Below are 16,441 nucleotides of genomic sequence, written 5' to 3'. Positions count from 1 at the left end.
TCTAAGACTTCAGTGGCGCTTCTCGCCACACCATAGCGCAGTCCTCCACGCTCGCGAGCCACGCCGTTGCTTGGCTAGTTCCTGACGGGATATCGGTTTGCGCTTCCGAAGCCGCATTTCCAACTCTTGGGGAGTTTTCCATGAACGCAAACGCTCCGGCACATCGGATCCGCACGATCGCGGTCGTCAATGGTTTCCTAGATGGTGCTCGGTTTGAACTGAGCGACCAATTGAATTGCTTCATCGGCGCCCGTGGAACGGGCAAAACTACTGTTCTCGAGTTTGTTCGCTACGCATTGGACCAAGTGTCTGGTCGAAGCGACCAACCCGCCGAACGGCGTCGGCTGGAGTCTCTCGTCGAACGAAATCTAGCCGGCGGCCGGATCGAGGTAACGGTTGAGACCAAAGACGGTCTGTCGTACATCATCAGTCGATCCGCTGGTGAAAGACCGCTAGTTTTGACGGCCGAGCGAGTGCCCACTGAGATTTCAATCAAGTGGGGTAGTGTTTTCCGCGCGGATATCTACAGCCAGAACCAGATCGAAGGCATTGCCGATTGCACAATGTCGCAGCTCGCACTCCTGGACAACTTTGAGGCCGATGAGATTGCCGAAATAGAGATCCGCCTTCAGCAAGTGGTCTCTGCGCTTGCGTCGAACGCGAGTCAGATCATCCCACTACAGGCACAAATTGCTGCGATGTCGGAAGAGCTTGGCACACTCACAGGAGTCGAGGAACGCCTCAAGCAGTTCGCGGAAATCGGTGGTGACGATGCGGAGGAGATTAACCGCGCGCATCGGCTAAAGTCGTGCCGCGACCGAGAGCAGCGAATCGTTACTGATACAACAAGCATGCTGCAAGTTCTCTCCGAAAGGGTGAGCAATGCGAGTGACAAGGCAAATGACAGTTATCGTCTACTTTTTAAAGAACTGCTGGCTGTATTTAAGGAGACCGACGACCTTGCACCGAATACGGCGATCATCGATGAGATGGTTGACGAGGCGTGTCAATGTGTAGAGCAGATTTCACTACAGGCTTCTCATATCAAACACAAGATTGAGGCAGTGCAACTTTCAATCGCGGAGTTTGGGCGGCAGTTGGTAACAGCACATGGACAGCAAGAGATGGAATTCCGGGTGCTGATTGAGAAACACAAAGAAGCACAAGGCCAGGTCGCTGAGCGATCACAACTTGAACGACGTCGCAATGATCTCTTGGTGAAAAGCCGCCAGCGGCAACAGCTCACCGAACAATTGATCGCCTTGGAACGTGAACGCGATGCATTGCTCGTACGATTGTCGGAACTCCGAGACGAGCGCTTTGCGATACGCGTTCAAGTCGTGCAGCGTATCAACATGCATCTTTTACCATCGATTCGCGTCAGTATCTCGCAGTTTGGCAATACCGAGCTGTACCAGAAGAAGGTCGAGGAGGCGTTAAAAGGAGCTCGGCTCAAATCCGGAATCGTTGCGCAAAAGCTAGTCGACGCGTTTTGTCCTGCGGAGCTGGTATCTGCACTACGCCGATGCGATGCGGGCACCTTGATCGACAAAGCTACTGTGAACCCTGAGCAGGCGGACAAGGTCGTCACCGCGCTTGGCCACTTGCCTCTCCTATTCGAACTGGAGGCCGTCGAACTCTCCGACTTGCCTCGCATTGAACTAAAGGATGGCGCAACGTACAAGGATTCGCTGTCTCTATCAACCGGCCAGAAGTGTACGACGATTTTGCCAATCCTATTGCTCGACAGCGACAATCCTTTGCTGATCGATCAGCCTGAAGACAACCTGGATAACCGATTCATCTACGAAGCCGTGGTAGAGAGCATTCGTAAGGTCAAGTGTCGCCGCCAATTAATCCTGAACACCCATAACCCCAACATTCCGGTTCTGGGTAATGCGGAACGAGTATTTGTGCTCGAGTCAGATGGGACGAGTGCGCGCATGGCAAATGAGGGAACAGTCGATCAGTGCAAGACTGATATCGTCACGCTACTGGAGGGTGGTGAAGATGCATTCAAAGCTCGGAAGCGCCGATATGCCTACTAATTCGACTGTGAATATTAGTGAACTTACCTTTCGCGAGGCTTTGTCGCTGCTGAAACAAAAGGGAGATTTGCTTCCTTGGCCGCAACGTCGTGACCTCGTTCACCTCTTGCGCGACGCGTTTGCAGCCGGTACTGCGAATCAGGACGCCGTTGCACTCGTTCATTTTCTGGTCGCGGACCCCAAGTGGGAGGTTCGTGCCGCTCTTGCCGATATTCTTCCGTTCGTGCCTACCGGAGTGTTCGACCGGATCGCGGCGCAATTTGCCGCGGACACCAATAACTACGTGCGAGGGTCTTTCGAGCGAGCAAGCGGCCGTCGCACGAAGGATGACCGTGCCATAGGGAAGACCCGTAGATCAGCCGACCAAGTCAGCCAACATCTGCGGGCGATTGAATCCTCTCACGGAAAGCCGGCGGCTACGAAAGCTCTTCGCCTGGCGGAGCGATACTGCGAACTGTTGGTCGGTTCAATGATCCACGACATCCGTAGCATTCTCACGCATCTTACGTGCAACTGCCGCACTTTAATGCGGGAGGCAAACTCCACTGCCAAAGCAAAGCGAACAATAAACCAAGTCCGTAACGATCTGAATTTTCTTGAATCGACGATCAAAGACATGGGCATATTCGCCCAACCAATTCCTCTTGAGCGGCGGCCGGAACGGCTAGCTGCAGTCGTCGCCGATGCATTCGGCATGGCATGTGAAAACTTGCGAAAGTCGAAGTTTGATCCCGATTCAGTCGAGGTGGATTTCCAAGTGCCCCAATCGATTGTGGTTGAAATGGCGCGCCATCAAATCGTAATCGCGGTCGCAAATGTCGTGACGAATGCCTTCGAGTCATTTGCAGTTGGCACTGAACTTCGAGCAGGACGAATTGAAATCGCTGCAGCTCTGGTAGGCGACCGGGTACGAATTGTCACCCGCGATAATGGTCAAGGAATGTCGGAGGAAGAAATCCACGCGCCGTTACTACTTACTCCGGGCCGCCGTAACAAATCGAAGAGAGAAAGCACCGGTTACGGTCTCCCGATCGTGGCTCGGAATCTGGCGGCCCATGGTGGTACGGTGGAGTTCGAGAGTCAGGAAAACGTGGGAACTACCGTCACATTGACATTGCCACTCGTCAGCCGTTAACTGCGGTCGCAGCATGAACATCAAGGTAAATGCACTGATCGTCGACGACGACGAACGAATTAGCGATTCAGTCGCAGATACTCTCGCTTCGCTCGGCCACGCTTTTGACATCGCGACGAACCAGCATGATGCCCAGGGGCTGCTCGAGCGGAATCTTTACGACTACGTCCTGCTCGATCTGCAAATCCCGGCGAAACCCAACCGCGGTGGCGCCCATACGGAATTTGGAAGCAATTTGCTGCGCTACATTCAGCACCTAAAGGGAAATGGCCAACTTCCGGTGATCGTGATGACCGGATACAGCGCGGATTGCCTCGACCTGAGTACCGAGTTGTTGGCCAATGGCGCCAGAGAATTTATCGCCAAGCCGTTCCCGAACAAAGGGCGAACGCTTGCGTGCGTCATTCGAAAGGTGTTAGGAAATCCTACTGTACCGCGCACGGAATCGGCGTCGACGACGCAATTTCCTGGCGCTGAGATGGTCTTCTTCACTGATCGCGTCGAGATCTGCGGGGCACCAATTTGCACTAGAAAACCATCGGCAACACGGTGGATAATTCTCAATGCTCTAAGGGAACGCCATCTGAACGGAACGTACATGTCATTGACGGGCCAAGAACTCGCGAAAACAGCTCAGATCAAAGAGTCTAGTGTTGCGGGAGCGATTCGAGGACTTCGCACGAACATCAGTCAGGTTCTTTCAAGTCAGAATATCACATCCGATGGATCCGACGTCATTCACAATCGCGGGGCCGGGTACCAGTTGGGACCCAGGGTCCGTGTCATTGACGGCGAATCATCTGCCCTGGGCGCGATCATGGACAATGTTCCCGGGCGAGATGTCCACAATAGTACTGTCCATGATGTCCATAATCCGCGTGTCCATGATGTCCATAATCCCGGTGTCCACAATCGGGCTGTCCATAATTCGACAACGGATGTGCTGCGCGACGCCGATGACGACGTTCGCATCGAGTGGATTTTGCAGCAAATCCAGATGGGGCGTCACCTCAAAGGCCCCGACATTGTCGAACGGTTTGGCTGCTCCAGCAAAACTGCATTTCGGCTTCTGAAATCTCTTCGAGAGCGAGGGGAAATTCAGTTCGTCGGCTCACCTCGAGTCGGTTTTTACGAGCACAGCGAGGAGAGATAGGGTGACAGACGCTCATGCTGAAAGTTGAATAACTCGTTGCGTCACAACGGTTTCGGCACTTGGGGAAAGAACCGCATCGACAATTGCAGCAATCATCGGTTCAAACGAAGGGCGGTCACCCCAACTTTCTTAACTGCCCGGCTGGGCAGTGTTGGGGCTGAGCCCAAGTGGCTCTTTGGATGGCCCTGGTTGGTTGCCAATCGGCGGCGAATGATCGCCCCAGCAGTGCAAGCGAAAAACCACGTCCCCGCGTTTGACAAAAGAACGGTGGACGTTCACGCTAGTTCCTGGTTACGATGCACGTCTGGCCAGAACCTCTCCCACGTTTCAGGTCTCGTACGGAGCCTGAATTTTCATCGAGAGATTCTGTTGCGCAAGGACCGCAAGCATGCCACGAAGTTCGTGTCGTCCGCAGGAGCACACCTCACACGCCTTTGAGAATTACTCGGGCAATGTGGCAGAGGGGCTTACGCTTCGCAGCCGTCGAAACATGCTGAAGGCGGGCATGCTCGGCCTCGCCGGTTTACCACTGAGCGAACTGGTGCGGGCCAGAAGCGAAGCCGCCACCACGGGCCGGCCGATGAAGTCTGCCAAGAGTTGCATCCTGCTGTGGATGACCGGCGGGCCCAGCCACATTGATACTTGGGACAGCAAACCCGACCGGCCCGAAATGAATCGCGGGCCCTTTGGTGTGACCAAGACCAAGCTGCCCGGCGTGGTCATTTGCGAACATCTGCCCAAGCAGGCCGCGATGCTCGATCGGTTCACGATCATCCGCTCGGTCGATGCCAAGCACAGCAACCACTCGCCCAACATCGTTTTTCAAACGGCGAACCCGAAAGCGGAACCGCGAACGAATCCCGAGGCAGAAAAGTATCCAGCGCTGGCCTCGGTGATTGGCAAGCATCATGGTGCCAATCAACCGGGCGTGCCACCGTATGTGGCCTTCATGAAGCATCCGACGCACATGGCGTTTGCCGGCTACCTGGGCAAGCAGCACGATCCGTTCATTGCGAACGAAGCCTGCTTGCTGCCGAAGTACGATCTGGTCGGTAACGACACGGGCGAGAAGACCACCGGCAGTTTGTTTCAATTGCCGGCCGGCCTGTCGATGGACCGCCTGAACGATCGCCGACAGTTGCTGGCCGACTTCGATCGAATTCGGATTGGTGTCGATCAAAACGGCTCGATGGCAGCCCAGTCGCACTATCAACAGCAGGCCGTCGAAATGATCGTCGGCGGTCGAGCGCGGCAGGCCTTCGATCTTTCGCGAGAAGATCAGGCCACGCGCGATCGCTACGGCAAGCACCTATGGTGTCAACAGGCTCTTGTCGCCCGCCGCCTGGTGGAAGCGGGTGTTGCGTTTGTGACGCTCGACTTGAGCTATCACACGGCCAGTGGAACTTGGGATACACACGGCGACAACATTCCACCCTACGGCGGCATCCGCAAGGGACTGGGGCCGTTACTCCCGTTGTTCGATCACCTGCTCACGACACTCGTCAGCGACTTGGAAGAGCGCGGACTGCTCGACGATACGCTGGTGATTGCGATGGGTGAGTTCGGTCGTTCGCCCAACATGGGAACGCAAGATAGCACCGATGGTCGCAACCACTGGCCGGCTGTGATGTCGATGAGCCTCGCGGGTGGAGGCTTGCGGCATGGTCAGGTGATTGGCGCTTCGGAGAGTGATGGCGGTGCCATTCGCGAGCGACCTGTCACGCCCGGAGATCTGGCTGCGACGTGGTTCAAGTATTTCGATGTGCCCACGGGAGTGCAGTATCTCGATAACACCGGCCGACCTCGCAACGTGATTGAAGGAGACGGCACGCCCATTCGAGAGCTGTTTTAACGGCGCAAGCGTTGGTTAGAATGTTGCCTCGCTGAGCGCCCCATCGCAGCCTTTGGCAACCGCCTGACCAATCATGAGCAAACCCTTGAAACCGCCAACGGAATCCGCGCCACGGCTGGCCTCGCTCGATGCCTATCGCGGCTTCATCATGTTCTTGATGGCCAGCGCCGGCTTTGGCATTCCCGTCGTCGCCAAGAAGTTACCCGATAGCTGGTGGGTAGCCATCGCCCCGTATGTCGATCACGTTCCTTGGGTTGGCTGCGTGCTGTGGGATCTGATTCAGCCGGCCTTCATGTTCATGGTCGGCGTCGCCGCTGCCTACTCGACGGCGAATCGCCTGAAGCAAGGCAGCTCGACCACAAAGGTTCTGGTACAGGCCGCGATTCGGGCCATCGCGCTCACCTTGCTTGGCGTGATGCTGGCTTCGAATTCATCCGACGAGAAACAGACCAACTGGCTCTTCACCAATGTGCTCGCCCAGATTGGCCTGGGTTATTTCTTTCTGGTGCTACTGTCGCGTGTCAGCTTTCAGTTTCAACTGGGTGCCTTGGCCGCGATCCTGATCGGCTACTGGCTCCTCTTTGCACTGTCCCCCATCTATCCGATTCCCACCGGGGCCGACGTTACTTGGCTCAACGAAAGTGAATGGCTCACTGGCTTTTTCGCACATTGGAATCCGCACACCAATGCGGCAGCTGAATTTGATCGTTGGTTTCTCAATCTGTTCCCGCGGCCAAGCGAGTACCTGGTAACGCGCGGCGGCTACCAGACACTGAACTTTGTCCCCTCCTTGGGAACGATGCTGATGGGCCTGATGATCGGCAATCGCCTGCGCGAAGACTCACCGCCAAAAAAGAAGCTGTGGATGTTGCTGATCGTTGGTTTCGGCACGCTGGCAATCGGTTGGATCGCCGGCCAGACGATATGCCCGCTCGTGAAGCGAATCTGGACACCCTCCTGGACGCTCTTCAGCGGAGGCTGGGTAATTCTGATCCTCGCGTTGTTCTACTATTTGATCGACATGCGGAACTGGCGTACCTGGTCGATTCCGCTGGCTGTCATCGGCATGAACTCGATCTTTGTCTATCTGGGCTTTCAACTCAGTTCGGGGTGGATCCGCACGACACTGGCCCGACATCTTGGTCCAGAACTGTTTACCGGTCCTTATCAGGCGATGGCGGAGCGGACAGGGGTTTTGCTCGTGCTCTGGCTGCTCGCCTGGTGGCTCTATCGCCAGCGGGTCTTCCTGCGGTTGTAGTGGATTATGGCCCTTGGCATTTCCCTCTCACTCTTCACCTGTGACGTTACTTCCATGCAGTTTTTCATCGGAACCAGCGGCTACAGCTACAAGGAGTGGAAGGGGAGTTTTTATCCCGAGAAGATCTCGCCCAAAAAGATGCTGCCGTTCTATGGCGAGCATTTCAACACGACGGAAATCAACTACACGTTTCGCACCATGCCCACCGAAGCAATTCTGCAGTCGTGGGCTGAGCAGGTACCGGAATCCTTTCGCTTTGCCTTGAAAGCCCCGCAAGCGATCACGCATTTCAAGCGGCTGAAGAACACAGGCGAAGCAACCGAGCTGCTGTTTCACAACGCAGCAGTGCTCAAGGACCGACTGGGACCGATTCTTTTTCAATTGCCAGACACCCTCAAGAAGGATGTCGGTCTGCTCGACGCGTTTTTGAAGTCACTGGGTGAACACGGAAAGGTGGCCTTCGAGTTTCGGCATGCGAGTTGGTTCGACGAAGAAGTCTACGACTGCCTGCGAAATCACTCGGTCGCACTTTGCTCTGCCGATACCGCTGAAGTGCCGCTCACGGGGCTCGTCAGCACGGCTGACTGGGGCTACGTGCGATTACGCGGAGTCGACTACTCCGCCGCCGATATTCGCCAGTGGCACGAGCGTATTCAATCGCAAAAGTGGCAGGAAGCCTACGTCTTCTTCAAGCATGAAGATACCGGCAGCGGTCCCAAATTGGCAAAGCAACTGCTTGAGCTTATGAACCACAAATGAGGCAGTTTTTGCCACCAAGAATCCTCAAACAAAGTGGCGAAAACTTCCTTGTGAAAGTTTCACGACCAGCGTTAAAATCTGGCCCGGGATCAACAGTCTTTTCACCAGGCACCGGCGCGTGAGTAGCGCACGCAATTCCAATGAGTCAGTCACATCAAAATTTCAGCAAGCTGGGCTTCGTCAAAACCTTTGTGTTGCCCGCGCTGTTTGTCTTTGTTGGTCCACTGGTTTCGCTGCTGTTTTTTCTGCACGCTCAGCACCGCTATGACTCCGAGATCCGCACCGCGATCCTGAATCAAATCGATGCCGAACAAAACGTCGCGCCGGAACAAAAGAAAGCGGCCCGCGAGTTCTTTCAAAGTGCTTCTGTCTCGCAGTTGCTCTTAACCCCGGAAGGCGACCAACTCGGACTGCCCAGCAGCACGCTGCGTGATTACGCGACCTTCCGTTGGCTAATCCGCCTCTCCATCGCTTCGCTGGTCGGCGGCGTGCTGGTATTTGCGTTTGCCGGTGCCTGCGTGCTTGTTTCCTTGCGTTCGCAATATGCTCAGTACCTCAGCCTGCTCCTTAGCTGGCAGGTACTCCGCATTTATAGTGCCTTGCTGACGATCGCGCTCGGAATCATGCTCGTCGCGCTTTCTTACTGGGTCACTGCGTTGTGGTTCAATGCGTATTCCGTGAAGCTCGTTTTAATTGCTGGCATTCTGGCCCTGTGCGGAGTCGGGGCCATTCTGGCGGCGATCTTCAAGCGGCCTAAGCATGACTTTGTGGTTGAAGGCGTGGTGCTGCCCAAGGATCCCTCCAGTTCATTGTGGCAGGCTCTCGAATCGATTTGTACCAAAGTGGGTGCTCAGCCACCCGACCAGATTGTGGCTGGCATCGACGACAATTTCTTTGTGACCGAGCAACCGCTCACTGCAGACGGCAAAAAGCTGACTGGCAAGACGCTGTTTGTCAGTTTGGCGCTGCTCAAGCAACTGCACGCGGCCGAAGCTGATGCGGTGCTGGCCCACGAAATGGCGCACTTCAGTGGGCGAGACACCCTCTTCAGCAAGAAGATTGCTCCACTGCTGCAGCGGTACGAAGCCTACTTGGATGCGCTCTACCACGGCGGGTACACGCGGCCGATCTTCTATTTCATGCTTTGTTTTCGCGCACTGTTTGAGCTCTCGCTGGGCAAGCACAGTCGCGAGCGCGAGTTTCGCGCGGATGCCATTGCCGCCCAGGTGACTTCGCCGCACGATTTTGCCGGCGCTCTATTACGAATTGCCGCCTACTCGAAGTTTCGCACGTCCGTCGAGCAGGACCTCTTCAGCCAAGAACAGGCGCTCGTCACGGCGGACGTATCGCAGCGCATCGCCCGCGGGTTCTCCGAGTACGCAACGGCGTTCTCGGCCGATCCTGATGTGGGCCTGAGTGAAACGGCGCATCCATTTGATTCTCATCCTCCCATGCTGCAAAGGTTTCAGGCGATTGGGGTGCAGTTGAATGCCAACGATATCTGCTCAAGATTGAAGGTCACCGGCGATGGACGCTGGTATCACCACATTCCCTATGCCGACGAACTAGAGCGGGCGCAATGGGAAGAGTTCGAAGAACAGTTTCGTGGCTTTCACGAAAGCACTCTTGCCTATCGCTTTATGCCGGACAATCCCGATGAGCAGGCCGTCGTGGAGAAAGCGTTTCCGGCGAAGAAGATCGAGGGCAAGGAGGGCACGATCGAATTCGACTTCAGCAAATTCCAGCACGCGACCTGGCCCGACGCGATTCTGTTCAGCGAAATCAACAGCAGCGAACTGAATGACAGCGGCGTGATGACGATTCATTACACGCGCACCAGCAAACAGAAACGAACGATCAACCTGAACAAGTTTTTGAAAGCGGATCAGACGACGATTCTGGACGACTACCAGCGCTACTACGGCCGCTATCTGTCGGCAGTTGAATACCAAAAAGACAAGAAGCTGAAGTTCGAGGCGTTGGTTCCCGGGATGGCGGTACCAGGGATGACGGCTCCGGAGACGAAAACAGAGGCGTGAGGCTCGCTATTTCACCGGCACTCGACCGATGCTGTGGTACACAAAGCCGTACTCCCGCATTGTGTCGGGTTCGTAGAGATTGCGGCCGTCGAAGATGATCGGCAGCTTCATGCGGCGTTTCATCTCTTCAAAGTTCGGATTGCGGAAGTCACCCCACTCGGTGTTGATACACAGCGCATCGGCCCCTTCCAACGCATCGAGAGGAGCCGTCGCATAACGGAGTTTGTCGCCGTACTGCGCCTGCACGTTGCTCAGTGCCTCGGGATCGTGTACTTGCAACTTGCAACCAAGGGCGAGTAATTGATCGATCAAGACCAGCGCCGGCGCTTCGCGAATGTCGTCGGTGCGCGGCTTGAAAGCGAGGCCCCAAATGGCAATCGTCAGTCCATTCAATTTTTCCGAGAACTGCTGCTTCAACTTTTCGAGCAAGACAAACTTTTGATGATTGTTCACCTCGTCAACCGCATCGAGCATGCGCGGCACGATGCCGACCTTACGAGCCATATCGGCGAGCGCGCGCACGTCTTTGGGAAAGCAACTGCCGCCGTAACCAACACCAGGAAAGAGAAACTGAAAGCCAATCCGGCGGTCGTGGCCAATACCACGGCGGACATCGTTGATGTCCCCGTGCAGACGTTCGCACAGGTTGGCCATCTCGTTGATGAAGCTGATTTTGGTCGAGAGGAGCGCGTTGGCAACGTACTTCGTCAGTTCGGCGCTCTCGGGGGTCATCGTCAAGAATGGCTTATCGGTGCGCAGATACGGCGAGTAGAGCTCACGGAGTTTTTCTTCGGCAGCCTGCGATCGCACGCCCACCACGACACGGTCGGGGTATTGAAAGTCGTTGATCGCGGCCCCTTCCTTGAGAAACTCTGGGTTGCTGGCGACTTCGCAATCACGGCCCGTCAACTCTCGCAGGCGTTTGAAAATGTTGGTATTGGTGCCGACGGGAGCAGTACTCTTCACCACAACCACGGCATCGCTGGCCAAGTGCGGAGCAATCTTTTCCACGGCACTCCACAGGTAGCTAAGATCGGCCGATCCGTCTTCTTGACTGGGAGTACCCACAGCGAGAAACACAAGCTGCGCATCCCGCACCGCAGCTGCCGTATTAATGGTGAAACGGAGCCTTCCCAAGGAGGCATTGCGCACGACAAGCTCCGAGAGGCCCGGTTCGTAAATGGGAATTTCGCCGTGTTCCAGCCGCTCAATACGATCCTGGTTGATATCGACGAGAGTCACTTCGTTGCCGGTGTCTGCCAGGCAAGTTCCAGTAACCAATCCCACATAACCAGCGCCAATCATGGCAATCTTCATCGGAAACCCTTTGGGACGAAGGTCGGGCTGCGAACTTAAAAAGTCCGAAATCTACTTGTAGCGTATAATTCAGCAAGCTGATCTAGTTATAGGCCGCTGACTTCTCAGTTCTGACGTGAGGAAACTTACCATGACCGCGATTTCGGGTCCGCACGAGCGACTGGCTGGCAATGCCAACCGCGAACGCTTTTTGGCAGCCGTTTTCGACCGCCTGTGGGACCGTTATCGCACGCGAGTCTCCTATGTACAGACCTACGAAAAAGTCGTGGCCGAGGCCGGGGCCACTTTCTTCAACGACCATATTGCCTTCCGCACGTTGGCGGTTCAACAGCCTGCGGCCGGAATTGCCAGCGTGTCTCGGGTGTTCGAAGCACTCGGGTATCGAGCAGCCGGCAATTACCATTTTGAAGACAAGCAGTTAAGTGCGATTCACTTTCAGCACGCCAATGGCGAGTTCCCCAAGCTGTTTGTATCGGAGCTGAAAACCTGGGAACTCCCGGCCGAAGCTCGCTCGCTGGTCGAGTTGGCTGTCGCCGCGCATCGACCGCAATTGCGAGGGGAGCTGCTGGCAGAGTTGGCGGGCCTCGATCAAGCGAAGCCCAGCGATGACAGATGGAATGAACTGCTAACCGAAGTTGTCGACTGGTTCCATACACTGCCATGGCAAGCGCCCGAGAAGCATGCCGTGGCCAAGCTCAATGCCGTCAGCCAATATGGCGCGTGGACACTGGTGCACGGCTACAACGTCAACCACTTTACTTCGCTGACAAATTCCCACGGTGTGGCGTCGCTCAACGGCCTCGAGCAAACCATGCAGGCACTGGCAGCGGCCGGAGTGCCCATCAAGCACGAAATTGAAGGAGAGCCAGGGAGCAAGCTCCGCCAGAGTGCGACGGAGGCTGTAAAGATTGAGGTTGATGTGCGCGAGGGAGACAAGGCCACCAAGATGCCTTGGTCGTATGCTTACTTTGAGTTGGCCGAGCGAAATGAGATTACCGATGCGACGACCGGGAAGAAAGTTCGCTTCGAAGGCTTCCTTGGTCCGCAGGCGACAAACCTGTTTGAGATGACTCGCTTGAAGTAATGCCGGCGAAATGTCAGCCCGGGCGAGGTTGGTTTCTCGCCCATGCTTGCAACCACTCCCAGAGAGCTACCGTCCCATGTGAGTATCGGAGTAGAACCGGTTGCGAACGGCTTCGGGATACTGATTCATGTACTCGCGCGGCCGACCACCCACAACGGCTGGTCCCAGGTCTTGATCTGAGTAAGGATCGTGCACGCTGGCGCGAACTCGCTGGTCGGAAGTCGGTCCTGGATGCCAGAAGTTCCAACGTGACGCGGCAAAGCGGTTACCCGCGCAGCCCACATTGGGGACAAAAAGCAGGGCCAGAAGTGTCAAAATGTAGGCTGATCGCATGCGTAGTTTCTCGCGCAGAAAGGTGCCGAGCGGGCGGCGGATTATAGGGAACCGCCGAATTCCGCCCAAGACAGATTGGGTAGCCATCTTTGCCAGCATCGGCGCTGCTGGCACTGCGGCTTGAGTCCTGGTTGCCGAATTGTCAATCGGTCGCCGGGCTGTACGGACTGGGCAAAGTTTTAGTTCGGCCCATCGGGCAAATAGGCCACCAACACCGTTGCTTTCGACTGCGGCGAGAGCAGGGCAGGGGAGGAGGCCGGAATGAGCGAACTCTGCCCGCGCGCGAGGGGTTTCTGACAAGGATCGTGGGAGATCGAAATCTCCCCCTCCAGAACGCAGATCAAATAGCAGCGATCATCCCCGCCGATCTTGCTGGGGGCATGAATTTGCCAGCGTTCCAGCACAAACTTCTCGCAGGCCACCAGTTCTTCGATTTGGGCCGTACCATCAGAGTGTGGCGTGTTCTTTGGCTTTTGAGGCTGCACCGGGCCATGGTCGAAGTTGATTGCTGCCAGGCTTTGGTCGATATGCAATGGCCGAGGCTGACCATCTGCACCGACGCGCTTCCAGTCGTACAAGCGGAACGTGGTATCGCTCGATTGTTGGATTTCGGCAATTACCAGCCCGGCACCCAGCGCATGCACGACGCCAGCGGGAATGAACAGACAATCGCCGGCTTGGGGTTCGAACTTGTGCAGGCAAAGTTCAACGGTGCCGCTCTTCAACTCGCGTTCGACCGTCGCGCGATCAAAGCCTCCTTTGATGCCGGCATAGACCACGCTGCCAGGCTCGGCATGCAACACAACCCAGGCCTCGGTCTTACCCAGATCCGGTGGCGTGAGTTTCGCCGCAGCAGCATCGGTGGGATGTACCTGCACGCTCAGCACTTTCTGGGCATCCAGCAATTTGAACAAGAGCGGAAACCGACCGGTTCGTGCCGCGGTCGACGCGTGCTTTCCCAGCAGTTCTTCGGCATGGTTGGCGACCAATTCGCCTAGCGTCGCTCCCTTCAGCGAACCGGCCGAAACAACGCTCTGCCCCGCAGGATGATCGGCGATCTCCCAACTCTCTGCATAGTCGTCTCCAGGGGGCAACGACTTGCCCAAAACGGTGTGCAGCCGGCGACCACCCCAAAGGTAACGCTTCAAAACGGGTTCGAACCGAAGGGGGTAAAGCGAACTCATAGGAGGAGAGATCCTGTGTTGTCGGCGGCCAGCAGCGGAAGTATTATAGGGTTTGGCTCGGGCATTTACTTGCCCAGTCTTAGGCTGGTACGGCAGCTTCCTACCGTATGTTTTGGTCCGCCACGCGCGGGCCAGCCGTTGCCGGTTGCGGTCCTCACGGACCAAGCTTCCCCGCCGATGTTTGCCGCAATCCCCTTGCGCCCCAAACACTCGCGTGGCGATCTTCTCGCGCCGGTCGCAGTCATGCTGGCCCGTTAGCGGTTGGCAACAATTACGTACCAGGGAGTTCAGCCATGGCCAAGCAACCACAAGACGATTTGTTTGAAGGGGGCTCGATGTCCTTCGGGGAGCACCTCGAAGAACTGCGTGTCTGCCTGTTTCGCTCCATCTTCGGCATGATTATCGGCTGTCTCATCGGCCTTTATGCAGCCGACAGAATCGTAAATTTCTTTCAATCTCCGCTCGAACAAGCGCTCACCAAGCACTATCTCAATCGAGCCTTGAAGGGAATTACCGCGGACTTCAAAGGTTCCCCGCCCGAAGAATATAAGACCACCATTATCGACGGGCATCTCATTCCAGAGAAGATGAATGTCGAACCGGGGCAAGTGATCTCGGCCATTTCTGGTGCTCATCCTGGATTAACGGGCGACGCCCGAGTAGTTCCCAGTGCGTTCATCCCGAGCGATTTCAGGGAAAACCAAGATCTGGCCTTCGTCAATTTATTGGCCGATCAGGCAGAGTCAAAAACCGCTTCACCCGCTCGACGTATCTGGCAATCGTTGACCGAAGATCAGCAAAAACTGCTTCAGGCTTGGGCTAAAGCTGGCCAGCCTCTAACCGTAGCGGAACGGACACAGTTGCTGGCAATGCTGAACGAAGTCGCTGCGAAATCAGAGCTCCATACCTCAGCAGAATTTGCCAACTTGATCGGTACCAACGAGGATCTCACCAAGAACTTACGGAAAGAACTGGCCGAGAAGGAAAGCGAGGAAACCACTCGCCGTCTAAACAAATCGCTGATTGCGGGAGCCTTCAGCGACCAGTTTCGCAAGCCGCAAGTGAACTTGGTGACCTTCTACAACTGGCGCCCCGTCAAGGTTCGCTACCAGGTGCTCAATGCTCAGGAAGCCTTCATGATTTATTTGAAGGCCTCGCTGGTCTCGGGCATCGTGCTGGCCAGCCCGTGGATTTTTTATCAGATCTGGATCTTCGTTGCTGCCGGTTTGTATCCGCACGAGAAGAACCAGGTCTTCTTATATCTTCCCATTAGCATGCTGCTGTTTCTGGCCGGTGCCTCGCTGGCCTTTACGTTCGTCTTTCAGCCGGTGTTGGACTTCCTGTTTCAGTTCAACGAAGGTTTGAACGCTGAGTTCGATCCGCGAATTGGCGAATGGCTCAGCTTCGTGCTGATTCTGCCGCTCGGCTTCGGTATCAGCTTTCAATTGCCACTGGTGATGCTTTTCATCAACCGCCTTGGTCTGGTGACCGTTGATCTATTCATGCAGCAGTGGCGAATGGCGATTCTGATCATCTTTCTGGTCGCCATGGTCCTTACGCCCGCAGACCCGGTCAGTATGCTATTGATGGCAATTCCGCTTTGCGGGCTGTATGTCCTGGGCATTGCCATGTGCATCTGGATGCCGCAAAACCGCAGCCCCTTCACTGCCGCCTACGAGCCTAGCGCCTAGCAGCCCTCAATGCTGCGGGCGAAGAAAGACCACGGATGAAAGAGATCACCTTCGCGCAGTTCACCATCACTGCGCCGGATACCTGGTTCGACGTCACGCCAGAGCTTGAGGGAGACAGTCCACCCACCGTCGCTCAGGAAGAAGGCCACGGCGAAGTGCAGTTCAGCCTGGCCGACTTCCCCGCCCAAGGTGATGCACCGGCGATCGTCGAAATCCTCCGTGGTCTGCTAAAGGACTTTGCCAAGGCTCACGAATTGGGCAGCCCCAACAACCTGGCCGAGGAATCAGCCCCGCGACCGCTGCTGGCTGGCAACTTCGTGTGGAAGCAAGATTTCCTGCGTGTCTGGTACGTCGTCGAAAACGGCAAGCTGGCCTTCATCACCTACACCTGCGAACGGGGCGATCCCTTCGCCAACGAGCTGACCGACGTCGAGCAAATCATTCGCTCGCTGAAGTTCACGGGCTAATTGGCGTTACAAATCTCGAGCGGTGTGGCGAGACTTACGTCAATCGCGGCGGCCAATTCCCGGCCCCAAGTTGAACCAACTTGTTCAACTTTGCACCCCTTCGTTGGGCACAATTTGCTCC

General features: G+C 56.0%; 13 protein-coding genes. 10 read left to right on the top strand and 3 right to left on the bottom strand.

The features are described 5' to 3' along the window. The first annotated feature begins 140 nt into the window (after nt 1–140). From NA78x_RS12335 to NA78x_RS12305, 7 genes are all read left to right on the top strand, one after another. Entirely contained in the window at nt 141–2,048 is a 1,908-nt protein-coding gene (locus NA78x_RS12335) for an AAA family ATPase (protein WP_425618755.1), read from the top strand. Then, complete coding sequence (locus tag NA78x_RS12330) at nt 2,038–3,183, top strand: sensor histidine kinase (RefSeq protein WP_425618754.1); 1,146 nt, start codon at nt 2,038–2,040, stop codon at nt 3,181–3,183. The genes NA78x_RS12335 and NA78x_RS12330 overlap by 11 nt, the downstream gene beginning before the upstream one ends. 13 nt (nt 3,184–3,196) lie before the next feature. Beyond that, nucleotides 3,197–4,336 carry a response regulator gene (locus tag NA78x_RS12325; protein WP_425618753.1) on the top strand — a complete coding sequence of 380 codons (1,140 nt, stop codon included), beginning with the start codon at nt 3,197–3,199 and terminating at the stop codon, nt 4,334–4,336. Nucleotides 4,337–4,724: 388 nt separating this feature from the next. Next, nucleotides 4,725–6,188 carry a DUF1501 domain-containing protein gene (locus NA78x_RS12320; protein WP_425618752.1) on the top strand — a complete coding sequence of 488 codons (1,464 nt, stop codon included), beginning with the start codon at nt 4,725–4,727 and terminating at the stop codon, nt 6,186–6,188. Nucleotides 6,189–6,261: 73 nt separating this feature from the next. After that, the gene (locus NA78x_RS12315; protein ID WP_425618751.1) at nt 6,262–7,446 is read left to right on the top strand and encodes an acyltransferase family protein; all 1,185 of its coding nucleotides are present in this window, start codon (nt 6,262–6,264) and stop codon (nt 7,444–7,446) included. A 54-nt stretch (nt 7,447–7,500) separates the two neighbouring features. Then, on the top strand, nt 7,501–8,205 hold the full coding sequence (locus tag NA78x_RS12310) for a DUF72 domain-containing protein (protein ID WP_425618750.1): 705 nt from the start codon (nt 7,501–7,503) through the stop codon (nt 8,203–8,205). Between the two features lie 140 nt (nt 8,206–8,345). Beyond that, nucleotides 8,346–10,244: a M48 family metallopeptidase gene (locus NA78x_RS12305; RefSeq protein WP_425618749.1), complete on the top strand. Its 1,899-nt coding sequence runs from the start codon at nt 8,346–8,348 to the stop codon at nt 10,242–10,244. Between the two features lie 6 nt (nt 10,245–10,250). Here the strand turns inward: NA78x_RS12305 and NA78x_RS12300 are convergent, their stop codons facing one another. Next, entirely contained in the window at nt 10,251–11,561 is a 1,311-nt protein-coding gene (locus NA78x_RS12300) for a UDP-glucose dehydrogenase family protein (RefSeq protein WP_425618748.1), read from the bottom strand. Nucleotides 11,562–11,691: 130 nt separating this feature from the next. On the opposite strand from NA78x_RS12300, the gene NA78x_RS12295 reads away from it, so the two are divergent. Next, nucleotides 11,692–12,645: a DUF1338 domain-containing protein gene (locus tag NA78x_RS12295; RefSeq protein ID WP_425618747.1), complete on the top strand. Its 954-nt coding sequence runs from the start codon at nt 11,692–11,694 to the stop codon at nt 12,643–12,645. A 66-nt stretch (nt 12,646–12,711) separates the two neighbouring features. Here the strand turns inward: NA78x_RS12295 and NA78x_RS12290 are convergent, their stop codons facing one another. Beyond that, nucleotides 12,712–12,978 carry a hypothetical protein gene (locus NA78x_RS12290; protein WP_425618746.1) on the bottom strand — a complete coding sequence of 89 codons (267 nt, stop codon included), beginning with the start codon at nt 12,976–12,978 and terminating at the stop codon, nt 12,712–12,714. A 179-nt stretch (nt 12,979–13,157) separates the two neighbouring features. Further along, nucleotides 13,158–14,162, bottom strand: a complete 1,005-nt coding sequence (locus tag NA78x_RS12285) for a type I phosphomannose isomerase catalytic subunit (protein WP_425618745.1) — start codon at nt 14,160–14,162, stop codon at nt 13,158–13,160. A 293-nt stretch (nt 14,163–14,455) separates the two neighbouring features. Here NA78x_RS12285 and tatC point away from each other — a divergent pair, with 293 nt between their 5' ends. Both tatC and NA78x_RS12275 read left to right on the top strand, forming a co-directional pair. Then, nucleotides 14,456–15,853 (top strand): twin-arginine translocase subunit TatC, encoded by a 1,398-nt coding sequence (gene tatC / locus NA78x_RS12280; protein WP_425618744.1) that lies wholly within the window; start codon nt 14,456–14,458, stop codon nt 15,851–15,853. Between the two features lie 35 nt (nt 15,854–15,888). Continuing rightward, the gene (locus tag NA78x_RS12275) at nt 15,889–16,320 is read left to right on the top strand and encodes a hypothetical protein (RefSeq protein ID WP_425618743.1); all 432 of its coding nucleotides are present in this window, start codon (nt 15,889–15,891) and stop codon (nt 16,318–16,320) included. The last annotated feature ends 121 nt before the right edge of the window (nt 16,321–16,441 follow it).

The organism is Anatilimnocola aquadivae (assembly GCF_049819085.1).
Lineage (GTDB): Bacteria > Planctomycetota > Planctomycetia > Pirellulales > Pirellulaceae > Anatilimnocola.
The sequence above is the reverse complement of the archived record's forward strand: the minus strand, read 5'-3'. Positions and strand labels throughout refer to the sequence as shown.

What these genes read in the sequence shown, in the direction of transcription:
- NA78x_RS12290 (WP_425618746.1), bottom strand. Translation starts at nt 12,978, where the DNA reads ATGCGATCAGCCTACATTTTGACACTTCTGGCCCTGCTTTTTGTCCCC.
- NA78x_RS12325 (WP_425618753.1), top strand. Translation starts at nt 3,197, where the DNA reads ATGAACATCAAGGTAAATGCACTGATCGTCGACGACGACGAACGAATT.
- NA78x_RS12275 (WP_425618743.1), top strand. Translation starts at nt 15,889, where the DNA reads ATGAAAGAGATCACCTTCGCGCAGTTCACCATCACTGCGCCGGATACC.
- NA78x_RS12320 (WP_425618752.1), top strand. Translation starts at nt 4,725, where the DNA reads ATGCCACGAAGTTCGTGTCGTCCGCAGGAGCACACCTCACACGCCTTT.
- NA78x_RS12295 (WP_425618747.1), top strand. Translation starts at nt 11,692, where the DNA reads ATGACCGCGATTTCGGGTCCGCACGAGCGACTGGCTGGCAATGCCAAC.
- NA78x_RS12330 (WP_425618754.1), top strand. Translation starts at nt 2,038, where the DNA reads ATGCCTACTAATTCGACTGTGAATATTAGTGAACTTACCTTTCGCGAG.
- NA78x_RS12300 (WP_425618748.1), bottom strand. Translation starts at nt 11,561, where the DNA reads ATGAAGATTGCCATGATTGGCGCTGGTTATGTGGGATTGGTTACTGGA.
- tatC (WP_425618744.1), top strand. Translation starts at nt 14,456, where the DNA reads ATGGCCAAGCAACCACAAGACGATTTGTTTGAAGGGGGCTCGATGTCC.
- NA78x_RS12285 (WP_425618745.1), bottom strand. Translation starts at nt 14,162, where the DNA reads ATGAGTTCGCTTTACCCCCTTCGGTTCGAACCCGTTTTGAAGCGTTAC.
- NA78x_RS12305 (WP_425618749.1), top strand. Translation starts at nt 8,346, where the DNA reads ATGAGTCAGTCACATCAAAATTTCAGCAAGCTGGGCTTCGTCAAAACC.
- NA78x_RS12335 (WP_425618755.1), top strand. Translation starts at nt 141, where the DNA reads ATGAACGCAAACGCTCCGGCACATCGGATCCGCACGATCGCGGTCGTC.
- NA78x_RS12310 (WP_425618750.1), top strand. Translation starts at nt 7,501, where the DNA reads ATGCAGTTTTTCATCGGAACCAGCGGCTACAGCTACAAGGAGTGGAAG.
- NA78x_RS12315 (WP_425618751.1), top strand. Translation starts at nt 6,262, where the DNA reads ATGAGCAAACCCTTGAAACCGCCAACGGAATCCGCGCCACGGCTGGCC.